The organism is Pseudomonas sp. DW-iso17, assembly GCF_058725345.1.
Window position 1 is genome coordinate 68,130 of record NZ_JBZXEA010000046.1, and the last position, 10,625, is coordinate 78,754.

Annotated in this window: 11 protein-coding genes and 1 pseudogene; 11 read left to right on the top strand and 1 reads right to left on the bottom strand. The window is 51.4% G+C overall.

Features of this window, described 5'->3' with window-relative positions:
• The first annotated feature begins 10 nt into the window (after positions 1-10).
• From pilM to AC4PS6_RS25355, 8 genes are all read left to right on the top strand, one after another.
• A complete protein-coding gene (pilM, locus tag AC4PS6_RS25320) occupies positions 11-451 on the top strand; it encodes a type IV pilus biogenesis protein PilM (protein ID WP_019818097.1) in 441 nt (146 codons plus the stop codon).
• A 931-nt stretch (positions 452-1,382) separates the two neighbouring features.
• On the top strand, positions 1,383-1,682 hold the full coding sequence (locus AC4PS6_RS25325; RefSeq protein ID WP_073451708.1) for a hypothetical protein: 300 nt from the start codon (positions 1,383-1,385) through the stop codon (positions 1,680-1,682).
• A 304-nt stretch (positions 1,683-1,986) separates the two neighbouring features.
• Entirely contained in the window at positions 1,987-2,238 is a 252-nt protein-coding gene (locus AC4PS6_RS25330) for a hypothetical protein (RefSeq protein WP_008437363.1), read from the top strand.
• A gap of 95 nt (positions 2,239-2,333) precedes the next feature.
• Positions 2,334-2,870 (top strand): STY4534 family ICE replication protein, encoded by a 537-nt coding sequence (locus tag AC4PS6_RS25335; protein ID WP_019818099.1) that lies wholly within the window; start codon positions 2,334-2,336, stop codon positions 2,868-2,870.
• Positions 2,871-2,978: 108 nt separating this feature from the next.
• The gene (locus AC4PS6_RS25340) at positions 2,979-3,476 is read left to right on the top strand and encodes a hypothetical protein (RefSeq protein ID WP_019818100.1); all 498 of its coding nucleotides are present in this window, start codon (positions 2,979-2,981) and stop codon (positions 3,474-3,476) included.
• A gap of 74 nt (positions 3,477-3,550) precedes the next feature.
• The gene (locus tag AC4PS6_RS25345; RefSeq protein WP_019818101.1) at positions 3,551-3,886 is read left to right on the top strand and encodes a hypothetical protein; all 336 of its coding nucleotides are present in this window, start codon (positions 3,551-3,553) and stop codon (positions 3,884-3,886) included.
• 77 nt (positions 3,887-3,963) lie between these two features.
• On the top strand, positions 3,964-4,569 hold the full coding sequence (locus AC4PS6_RS25350) for a DUF3275 family protein (RefSeq protein ID WP_019818102.1): 606 nt from the start codon (positions 3,964-3,966) through the stop codon (positions 4,567-4,569).
• Positions 4,570-4,652: 83 nt separating this feature from the next.
• Positions 4,653-4,877, top strand: a complete 225-nt coding sequence (locus tag AC4PS6_RS25355; protein ID WP_019818103.1) for a hypothetical protein — start codon at positions 4,653-4,655, stop codon at positions 4,875-4,877.
• A gap of 485 nt (positions 4,878-5,362) precedes the next feature.
• Here the strand turns inward: AC4PS6_RS25355 and AC4PS6_RS25360 are convergent, their stop codons facing one another.
• Complete coding sequence (locus AC4PS6_RS25360; RefSeq protein WP_019818104.1) at positions 5,363-6,118, bottom strand: NADPH-dependent F420 reductase; 756 nt, start codon at positions 6,116-6,118, stop codon at positions 5,363-5,365.
• 833 nt (positions 6,119-6,951) lie between these two features.
• Here AC4PS6_RS25360 and AC4PS6_RS25365 point away from each other — a divergent pair.
• From AC4PS6_RS25365 to AC4PS6_RS25375, 3 genes and pseudogenes are all read left to right on the top strand, one after another.
• Positions 6,952-7,858 (top strand): annotated as a pseudogene (locus AC4PS6_RS25365) (cation diffusion facilitator family transporter).
• 486 nt (positions 7,859-8,344) lie between these two features.
• Positions 8,345-9,019, top strand: coding sequence for a heavy metal response regulator transcription factor (locus AC4PS6_RS25370; protein ID WP_019818106.1), 675 nt, complete (start codon positions 8,345-8,347; stop codon positions 9,017-9,019).
• Positions 9,016-10,431 (top strand): heavy metal sensor histidine kinase, encoded by a 1,416-nt coding sequence (locus AC4PS6_RS25375; protein ID WP_019818107.1) that lies wholly within the window; start codon positions 9,016-9,018, stop codon positions 10,429-10,431. The genes AC4PS6_RS25370 and AC4PS6_RS25375 overlap by 4 nt, the downstream gene beginning before the upstream one ends.
• The last annotated feature ends 194 nt before the right edge of the window (positions 10,432-10,625 follow it).

A 10,625-nucleotide genomic window follows, 5' to 3' on the forward strand; every position in this document is an offset into this window, starting at 1 on the left:
AGCTCATATCATGACAATGCAATGGCTCGTTTTGATGATTGTGCTCATTGCCTCCAGCATTTTCATGGAGAACCAACATCAGGACCAACGTACATCCGACTACGCTACCCTCGACTCACTGGGTCGCGGCTTTCTGGTGTACCGATCTGCCGCTACCGAATATGCCCAGGCCAACCCGGGCTTCAGCGGAGTACCGAGCGATTCTGCGCTCAACCTACCTGGGTGGTTTGTGAAACCTGTGGGCGTAGGTTCTTACATCTCATCAGGAACGGCCTATACTTATTTTGATGGGGTTGCACCGTCAGGCTTGCCTTCTGTGCTGGTAGACCTGACAAAGACAACTACCGTTGGTTTAAAGCGTTCAGGAATGCTGATTTCACAGATAACTGGGGCGACCGGTATAGCAATTCCGTCCCCTGTTCCCGAAGGTGCGGTCGTCGCAGTCAATTAGTCTGAGTCGACCGACTTTGAAAGGCGCCGGGTTGCATAAGCTCCGGCCTATCAACATAATGATCACAACAACGTTTCCACCCCGTTGGCTACTGGCGGTCATCAGTAGCGCCCGGTGATGCGGCTTGCCTCATCACCAACCCCAAAGCACGCATAGCTCCGGGAAGGGCGTGCGGACCTGGTTCAGAGCTCTCCCTGTGTCTCCCTGTTCAAGCCAGACACGCAGCCGTCTAACTCGTGAATTGCGAGTTCAAAGGCACATAGGGCTCTGTTGAGGTTCGAAGCACCGTAGTCTAAGGGCCACACTGGTGTTGTGGCCCACACTTTTTAAAGCTCACACAATAGGTAGCCTGATCATCTTGCAAAGGATGATCAGGCTACCTATTGGTAGCTGCTTTTCCTTGCCGGTGGCCCGCCGGCGAAACGCAGGGCTCCCTTTGTGCGCGGATGCGTGCCTTATGCTAGCTGGCCTCAGCCACGATAATCGGCCAGGTGTTGGAAGTAAGACGTTCAGATCACAGCCCAGGGATCAACAACGCCTTCATCCCGCACAGGTGGTATTTTTTTCTGAAAGACGCTACTTACTACATCCGAGAGTGACTGTTGACCCAGCTACTCTCGGTAGCTTCTCCTGTCGACCTGAACCTTCTTTGCCCTCCGCGAAATATCCCTCTCCGCTTGACACATCACCATCCCCCCTTCGATGATATGGACGTGCTTTGCTGACGTCGTCAGCATCATGCCCAGGCAGTCAGGATCTTGAAGACTGCGACACGATGTTCGTGTCAGATCCGCCCAAGACCGCTGAGCTTCTGGTAGCGCGGTCGGTCGACAATCGTCGATGGAAGCACCTTATGCAACTCACCTCGCGGGGAATCACTTCCCCAACGGGGTCAGTGGGTTCTCCGCATTCAACCTGCAGGAGAATCACCATGTCCAAACTTGCTTATGGCTTCGGTTTCGCGCTTGGCACCATCACGCGACAGTTTCTGCGTGCGGTAAAGAAAACCAGCGCTGCGCCCACAGCTATCCATACCAAAGCAGCTCCGTTGCTTCCACCGCCCTGCGTACCTGAGCGTCTCGTACGTGAGATGGATCATGTACCGGCAATAACTCGTAAAGGTGTCGACCTGAACCTTTGGTACGCGGCTAACACTCGAGTGGTCGAAAAGCCAGCTCGGAAACCGCGTAAGAAGCCAGCTGCACGCTCGTTGGTGCCAGCAACTTGCTAAGTCTGCGTCCTTCGCCTCTGTAGGGAGCCTTCCCAAAGGGAAGGTTTCCTCAGAGTTTTCACGGTAGGGGCTTGACAAGCGACAATCGTATTTCCATGATCTGCACATGTATCGCTGACGTCGTCAGCAACATGCCCAAGTAGTCTGGATCCGCAAGACTACGATGCGGTTTTCTGCATTGATCCACTCCCAAGATCGCCATAGCTTCCGGTAGCGCGATCAGTCGACTTAGTCGATGGAAGCACCTTTCCCACCCATGACGGGCCTACCCCGTCAGGGCAGGCCTCTCACTTTTGGAGGTCTGATGAAAACTGAACTGGCTCTCTACCAGGCGTTGATTTCGATTAACGTCCCGGAACAGAAGGCAAATGCTGTTATTGAAGCTTTGGAGACCGACATGCTTTCACGTTTGGCTACCAAGGCAGATTTAACTGCTCTTGCTGCAGAGTTCAAATCTGAGATTTCACAGCTTGAAGTCAAGCTCACCATTCGCATGGGCGTCATGTTGTCTGCAGCTGTCGGTGTAATGATTGCTGCAATGAAGCTGATGCATTAAACAACCTTAAGCTCCACCCACCCTCGCGGGGAATACTTTCCCCCTAGGGCGAAGTGTTTCTCCGCTTTCTGTTATTTCGAAACTGGAGAATCACCATGAGCACTAATCAATCCAACGAAGCAAAATTCTTCGACCTTCACACCACTGGTATCGGTTATCTCAACCGTATCCGTGAAGTGAAACCTCGCGGCAAAGGTAAGCCATTCATGGCAGTTACCGTTGCGGCTCTGCGCGGCTCGATGGATGATGCCGAGTATTCCTATATCGACTGCAACGTGGTCGGCGCTGAAGCTGAAAAGCTGATTCGTCGCAGCCAAGCAGCCGTTGAAGCCGGAAAGAAGGTCCTTGTGAGCTTCCGCATCGGTGATATCTGGACCGACGCATTTACCTACGAGAAAGGCGATAAAAAAGGTCAACCTGGAGCAAGCCTCAAGGGACGCCTGTTGTTTATCGGCTGGATCAAGGTGGATGGCCAAACCGTCTATGAAGCAAAGCCTCGTGAAGTAGAACCAGTTGTTGAAGACGGCGAAGCGGAACCTGAAGCACAGCTCGCAAGCGAAGAAGCATCCGAGCCAGTAGCAGAGGAACAATCCAAGCCAACGCCCGCTAAACAGCAGCGTACGGCATCTTGATTCACTTTGTTGAAAGGCACCCTTCGGGTGCCTTCATTATTATCAAAGTCCGCAGGGAACACCTCCCTTCCGGGCACGGTGATTCTCGTCCGTTGGAGACTCACCTTTATGAACACGTTATTTACGCAATCTCTCGATATACGCGTTGCTTATGCAAAAGCGGAAATCTATGGCGACGAGATTACCCAATATGAGGCTGAGATCGAGGCTCATATTCTGGGTGCCGACGCGTACCGCGCCGGCCAGCCGATCGTACCCGAGCTGTTCAAAACCGTTCCTGCGCTCAGTCGAGCTTGGGGCGAAGGAGTGAACGCGGCCATTAATGGTGGCGGTTGGTCACGCTTTACTGAAGAAGACCAGCAGCAGCTAATAACACCGGAACCATACATTGTGTCGGATTTTGCATACGGGAAACTTGCATTCGCCGAGTGCGGTATCGAGTACCCCCTCCAAATACTGAAGAGCGCTGCGGGCTATTACATTGGTACCGCTGATGAGTTTGAACCGGTATCAAGGGAGTCCGAAGAATACTACCGCAGCGAATATGCCGCGAAACAAGCTTTTGACCTCAACCTCTGGACACAACGCCACGTGTGCTGGTCCTGACATAACCAAAACATACCTAACCGGGAAACCACTTCCCGGACGGGCCGGGTGGTTTCTCACACCTGGAGATAAACATGCAAAGCACCACTAACCTCGTGTCGTCTGACCTGCTCAAGCTCCCGGTCGTTTTAACACCCCGGGCCTGGCAGGAAGCGGTGCATATTGAAAACCCTCAGGATGCAAGTGTTGTCAGTGAGCGACTGGGCGAAGTTGTCCTGGAGGCCTACCGAGAACTGCACTTGCAACCTGACAGCACACAGATCCATTTCGGCCTCTATCGTTTATTGCCTGCCGGCAATAGCACTGATCGAGTCTGGCTGGACCTAAAACTTGACCGTATAGAATCACCGCCAGGCGTTTTCTATCTGTACATCTCACTCAAGGAAGAAACTCATACTTCTTGCCCGTAATCCTTCGACAATCACAGCACTGCCCAAAGCCCGACACCTGTCGGGCTTTTTTCATTCGTAGCAGTGTGGAGCTGCCCATGATCAACATCCCCGGCCAACTGGCCATCCGTACCATCAGCGGCCGTAATGGCGAATTCAACGTCGGACGGCTTTCGACCTCTATCGGTGAGTTCGTGATCAAAGACGCACTCCTCGATCAGTACGATGAAGGCAAATACCGAGGCGACTTTCTGATAACGGAGATCCGTCCTTCGTATTACTCCACAGCAGGCCGCCTGATCGTTGAGATCCGTGCAAGGCTGGAAAGCATGAGCCTCGACGACGTCGACAATCTGACACCAGAAGACGCCGCCAGGCTCTCGCCAAACGAGCCTGACCCTATGGATGAAGAGTCTTCTTCCAACCTCTCCAAGCCTGTGCAGCGTAATAATCCGCCCGCCCTACCGGCCACCAATAAACAGGTATCAAAAGAGGATGCCCCGTTCGGGATGACCCCGACCGGCGCAACCAACGACCTCGAGGCAGATGCCGAGTTGTTCGGCACAATCTGGCCTCTAAGCTATACAGTCAGGCTGGACACAACTGTTGATCGTCAGCAACTACGCCAACAGTGCAGTCGGCTCTCGGAGCTCGGCTATTTACACAACTTCAAACTGCAGGTATGGAATATCTCCAATACCTAACGATGCCGGCGATACGCCAAGCCAATCGGCACATTCATGAGAGGCTCCCTCCTGGGCGCTCCTCGACTCAACAGGAGCAGCACATGAATCTAATCTTCAATAACCTGACCCAACAAATCCTTGAAAACATCGAAGATCAGCTCGCCAATAACGAGGTATCGACGAATGAGGAGCTTTGGGACTTCTTCGTAGAGGAGCTCGAAATGACGGCAGAACAAGCCGATGGCGCCGTTGCCCTTCGCCCCAAATACCTGGGGCAAATCTTTCTCACTGGGCACAGCCCACTATTTCAAAACGAGACGGTCTAGTTTGGCGCGGGGAGTCAGATCGATCTGGAGGGCATCACCATCAGGCTTTGTGTTAACGACAGAAAAGCCCTCCCAAAAAGGAAGAAAAGTATAATATCGCACATAAGAACGCCGGTTTGTTAGATGTGTTTGCTCGCACGAACATCATCAATCAAATCGGCGTTCTTGTTTCTGTGTTGCCCGGAATTCCTTGAAGGTAAGCGTCCGGTAAACACGCCTTCCTGACGCCAACGCCTTAATAGTTGAGATCGGTAGTAGACCACGCCGCACGCTTGCGACGCTTTAGCTGGCGCTGAGATTGAGCGGATGCTTGAACAACGTGACGTGGCCTAGGCCGCGATACAGGACAGGTTAGGAAATTCGCGGCCTCATCCAGACGCTGAGTTAGGCACGCGTCTGCAGTGCCCTGTTTACGTAAAGAGATGAGTTTAGCGACTAGATCAATTAGGCGAAATTCTAGCAAAGAATCCCGCCTAATCCGGTAGTCAGGCCGTCCTAGCGCGATTTGTGGCAACAATTTGCTCATCTGTAAACTGACTGCCGGGAACCATAAATTTTGCGATAAGTGCGTCTCGGTTTTGAGGTGCCCGTACCTTGTCTGCCGCCTCCAGCGCCATCTTCAGCTCCGGCAATGTTAGCTCGGTGCAGTAGGCTGGTGTTCCTGGTTGCTGACGCCACGAATCTTCAAGGCTACCAGCGGCAAGCGCGATAAAGCCCGTATCCTCAACGAGATCCTGCGCGACGGCCTCTGCATGAGTGTCATCCCCTGCTACATGTAAGCCAATGCGTGTCGAAGATCCAGTTGGTTGCCGATTGTCGGCAAGAGTCGCTGCAAGGACGGCGTTCCAAGCCTTAATGACCGGGCGGCTAAACTGCTCGCTTACCCAAACGTTCACGGGCTTGCCGTCGTCAACTTCTATGATTGCCCCGTCGCGTCCCGGATAGTAATTGGACGTGTCAATGACAACGACTTTCTCGGGGACATTCTTTAACGTCTGTTTGAGATCTGGATATTTTGGGAAGGGTATCGAGAGGATCACAACGCCTACCTCGGACACTGCCTCTTCCTTGGTCACAGCGTGTGCGCCGATTTCACTGACCAGGTTTTGAAGGCTTTCGGGGCCTTTCGAATTTGCCAGCTTAACTTCATGGCCGCACGCGACGAGCTTGCGGGCAAGGGTAGCCCCAATATTGCCGGCGCCGCTAACTCCGATTTTCACTTCAATAACCTCCTCACCCACAACCAATATTCAAGTTGCTACCTGGCTAGGTGTGCGAATGAATCAAGCGTGTCGCAAAGCCGCTGCGATCTGGGGTGAGCACGCATGTCGCTTGACTCAGGTAAATACGACTCTTCAAGAATGAAAGGTTACGCTGTCGGTAATCGGCACACGATGCCAGCGTCTAGCGGCATCCAAATTACCGCCATTCGCCCCTTTTGGGTCGGTAGCGACGACCACTTTCGACAATCGGTGTTAATGGTTAAGCCTCAGTCCGTTCCGCATCTCAACGGTGTCATCGACCTAACCCCTCACATCGAACGGCACTCTCGAGCTCCGTATCGCCGAGCATCATTTCAAAACCCGCGGTTTCTTCCTTACGAGATAGTTCAGTGATTAAGGAATCAGAATTTGCGATGAAAATATTGACCGCGGCCGGCGTTAAAAAACTAGGTAATTATGTTACTCAGCAGCGTTGCGAGGAGTTTGAGGTAATTTCGTGTCTGTGCTTAGCGACACCGCTACGTAGCGTAAATTTTTAGCTAGCCGTATTATTTTTGACGACGGATAACGAGATAGCTACAGCAGAATTACAATTCTGACACAATCCCAGCGGAACCTTCTTTTTTTGAGCCGTGTCAAAGTAGGCTGTTGACTAGCACCGTATCGCCGGCTAGAGGAGACGCAGGTCTGCAAAAAATCGCATACCAACAACATACTTTCATCCTAAACTACAATTAGTTTAAATGAGTTTTATTAGCCGTTCTGAAAGGTAGGATCCATATTTGTGTTTTTGTTTGTAGCGATGAGAATCTAGATTGAAGCCAACCACTACATTAGGCAAGGAGAAGCATGTGGGATCCAATCACGCTCATGGCGGTGCCGCTCTACGTGAAGGACACCAGAAAAAACTACTCATGGCGCTTGCCCTGACTGGTATTTTTATGATTGCGGAGGTTATCGGAGCATGCGTTACCGGCAGCCTAGCCCTGCTGTCTGATGCATCACATATGCTCACAGATACTGCTGCTCTGGCAATTTCACTGATTGCTCTCCAAATAGCCAAGCGGCCAGCGGACCAGAAACGGACTTTTGGATATGCTCGCATAGAGATCCTAGCCTCAACGTTCAATGCCTTATTACTCTTTATGGTCGCTGCCTACATTTTGTACGAGGCGTATCAGCGCTTGCTAGTACCGTCGGAGATTGCTACCGGTGCGATGATGTGGATCGCAATTGGGGGTCTTTTTGTGAACCTGATATCGATGCGTCTGCTCTCCTCTGCCAGCAGTGAAAGTCTGAATCTCAAGGGAGCCTATCTTGAAGTCTGGAGCGACATGCTTGGTTCATTGGGCGTGATCATAGCGGCACTTGTCATCCGATTTACAGGTTGGAGCTGGGTCGATACGATTGTCGCCGTAGCAATCGGTATATGGGTGTTTCCACGTACTTGGCAGTTGTTGCGCGAAAGCTTGGGGGGTACTTATGGAAGGGGTACCCGACAATCTCAATATTGCGGAAATAGAGTCCCTGATACTTGGAGTAGATGGGGTCATGGAGGTCCATGATCTGCATGTTTGGGCTCTAAGTAGTGGCCGCAATATCCTGACGTCGCACGTAGTCGTGCGAGATTCATTAAATCGAGATGTTATTCTCGCATCAGTCATTGACGCGGTGAGTAAATCGTTCGAAATTCATCACTGCACGATTCAAATGGAGCAAGCAGCCTTTCATGATAATGCTCCGAAGCCTTCACACTAGTCGTTTTTTTGATGACGCTAATTGTTGTATTTGCAGGCAGAAGCCCTAAGAAAAATCGACTTAAGATGCGTTCCCCAAGACTATACGCGCTTTTAAATATGCATTACTGCCACCTCTAAATTTAACGACTAATCGAGTTGACCGGCGGCCAATATTAAAGGAGCCTTCAGGCAGATTCGCCTGCTACGCGCACTGAAGGCATCCGCCAGCTTTGGCCTTAAAAACCTTACCATTGACAGATTCTCGATTATTCCAAACAATCAATTTATCATAACTATCAATAATATTGCGCAAAAATTACAAATTTGCAAAGCTTACGCGCATTTAGCCAATTCGCGCTAGGATCAGTTATTATTGAGTTAATGTAATGCGCATGAAAATAAATAATGAAATTAAACACCAAGCACACAGCAGTACTACCAATCAGCGTATAACCACACTGGCGGCCGATTGGACTATTATTTTACTCACATCCTGAGATAAGTTATGCGCGTTCTAGTTGTGGAAGACGAAACCAAAAACGTAGAATACCTTCAGCAGGGCCTTTCTGAAAGCGGGTACATCGTAAATATAGCAAACAATGGTGTTGATGCCGCTCACTTATTCAATACTAATATTTATTCGTTTCTGCTTCTCGATGTGAACCTCCCTGACATCAATGGCTTGGACCTTTTGGAAGTCATTAGAGAAACCAGCCGGGTCCGCGTCATTATGCTGACTGCCTGGGGACGAACCAACGACAAGCTCAAGGGTTTGGACGGTGGCGCAGATGACTACCTCGTCAAGCCCTTCGAGTTTCCCGAGCTGCTTGCTCGCATGCGCTCGCTGCAAAGACGTGGCGACGAGCTTTTTGAGAAAAACGCGCTGAGAATTTCGGATGTAGAGCTCGACTCTGTGCGCCATCGGGTGTTCCGTGGATCTACACGCATAGACCTCAACACCAAGAAATTTGCTCTCCTGCACCTTCTCATTAGTCGAGCTGGCAAAGCACTTACACGCTCTCAGAGCATCTGGCTGATATGGGACATGAACTTTGACTGCGATAATAACGTTATTGACGTCTCTATCCGGCGATTACGCTCGAAGATCGATGATCCATTTGAGACCAAGCTCATACATAAACTTCGAGGCATAGGGTACGTTCTGGAGGAGCGCGCATGAGGCCGTTCAGTCTGGCTGTGAAGCTGGGATTCAAAGTCGGTTTGATGAGCGCAGCGCTGCTCCTCCTTTTCGCCACCTTTGGGTATGTGATGGTGAGCCAAGCTCTCGAGAGAAACTCCCGAATGGACCTCGAAGTGAAAATGGCGGGTATGACTCACAACCTATCCGCTATCACTAGTATCGCTGATGTCAATCCAGACGCGCACCAGCTAGTTGACTTGGTCATGGGGCACAATAATCTGTACGTCAGCATCTTTGAGTCAGGACAAACGCAAACTCCACTGCTCTCAATAGGTTCGAAGGCAGTCAACCTGGAAGTGCACAAGTTCAAGCCAACCGAGCAGGTTAAACAGCACGAGTGGCGTGACTCCACGGGTCGCCCGCTACTTAGCGCTTCGCGAGTAATGAATCTAGGCGATGGAACCGAAGTTAGTGTGTTCATGACCATGGACCAGTCAGCCAACCAAGCCCTGCTCGATGCATTGCTAACCTGGGCGCTGATGGTCTCGCCTCTTATTCTCTTGCTGATCTTGGCCATTGGATGGTGGACTGTGCGCAGAGGACTACTGCCTCTGACCAAGTTCTTGAGGATTGCCTCGAAAATTTCCACCGAGAGCCTTGATCATCGCCTACCAACGAAGGGGATGCCGGCAGAACTGAAGAAGCTCGGCGATGGAATCAATATCATGCTGATGCGTCTAGATGATGGGGTTCAGCAGCTATCGCAGTTCTCGGACGATCTTGCTCACGAACTGCGTGCACCTTTGTCCAATCTCATGGGTAAGGCTCAGGTTGCGCTGACCCGGGAAAGGTCTCTTCCTGAGTACCGAGAAGTCTTGGAGTCGTGCACGGAAGAGTTGGACCGCATGAGTCGAATGGTTTCCGACATGCTATTTCTAGCCCAGGTCAGCCACCCCGCGTCAATGGTAGAATTCGAAAATGTCTGTTTGCTCGACGAAATTCAGCGGGTCTGCGACCTCTTCAGCATTACGGCCGAAGAAGGCGAAATACAACTCCAGCTCACAGGAAATGGCGTGGTGCGTGGCAATCAGATAATGATTCAACGAGCCATCTCGAACCTTGTCTCGAACGCGATTCGCTACTGCCCAAGAGGCCGGACGGTTTACGTGAAAGTTCAACGCGGTGCTAACGGAACTACCTTGAGTGTTGGTAACCCGGGGCGCGGAATCGCCAAGGAACACCAGGTGCATTTGTTCGAGCGGTTCTACCGTGTAGACAAAAGCCGAGCACGAAATGAAGGTGGTACGGGTCTGGGCCTAGCTATAGTACAGTCAATTATGGGATTGCATCAGGGTTCTGCGAGCGTAGAAGTGACTGATCAGAATTTTACCTGGTTTCACCTCAACTTTCCCGACACCCAAATGAAGCAAACGCAAATGGGCGCAGCCTAGGTCCCGTATATGGAGGGGGCCGATTTTAGAAGAGCTCTCTTTTTTACTTGAAAGCTTTAATGCCTGAGGGCTGCCGTATTGTTTTGGTCTTTAGCTCGACGTCTAGAGGGGAAGGCAGCCCTACCCGAAAATATGGCGAGCAGCCACATATAACGCGACCTTATCGGCACGGGGGGGGGGGGGGGGGGGGGGGG

Bases quoted from the DNA above. Each gene is read 5' to 3' on its own strand.
- pilM (WP_019818097.1), top strand. From the start codon at position 11: ATGACAATGCAATGGCTCGTTTTGATGATTGTGCTCATTGCCTCCAGC.
- AC4PS6_RS25325 (WP_073451708.1), top strand. From the start codon at position 1,383: ATGTCCAAACTTGCTTATGGCTTCGGTTTCGCGCTTGGCACCATCACG.
- AC4PS6_RS25330 (WP_008437363.1), top strand. From the start codon at position 1,987: ATGAAAACTGAACTGGCTCTCTACCAGGCGTTGATTTCGATTAACGTC.
- AC4PS6_RS25335 (WP_019818099.1), top strand. From the start codon at position 2,334: ATGAGCACTAATCAATCCAACGAAGCAAAATTCTTCGACCTTCACACC.
- AC4PS6_RS25340 (WP_019818100.1), top strand. From the start codon at position 2,979: ATGAACACGTTATTTACGCAATCTCTCGATATACGCGTTGCTTATGCA.
- AC4PS6_RS25345 (WP_019818101.1), top strand. From the start codon at position 3,551: ATGCAAAGCACCACTAACCTCGTGTCGTCTGACCTGCTCAAGCTCCCG.
- AC4PS6_RS25350 (WP_019818102.1), top strand. From the start codon at position 3,964: ATGATCAACATCCCCGGCCAACTGGCCATCCGTACCATCAGCGGCCGT.
- AC4PS6_RS25355 (WP_019818103.1), top strand. From the start codon at position 4,653: ATGAATCTAATCTTCAATAACCTGACCCAACAAATCCTTGAAAACATC.
- AC4PS6_RS25370 (WP_019818106.1), top strand. From the start codon at position 8,345: ATGCGCGTTCTAGTTGTGGAAGACGAAACCAAAAACGTAGAATACCTT.
- AC4PS6_RS25375 (WP_019818107.1), top strand. From the start codon at position 9,016: ATGAGGCCGTTCAGTCTGGCTGTGAAGCTGGGATTCAAAGTCGGTTTG.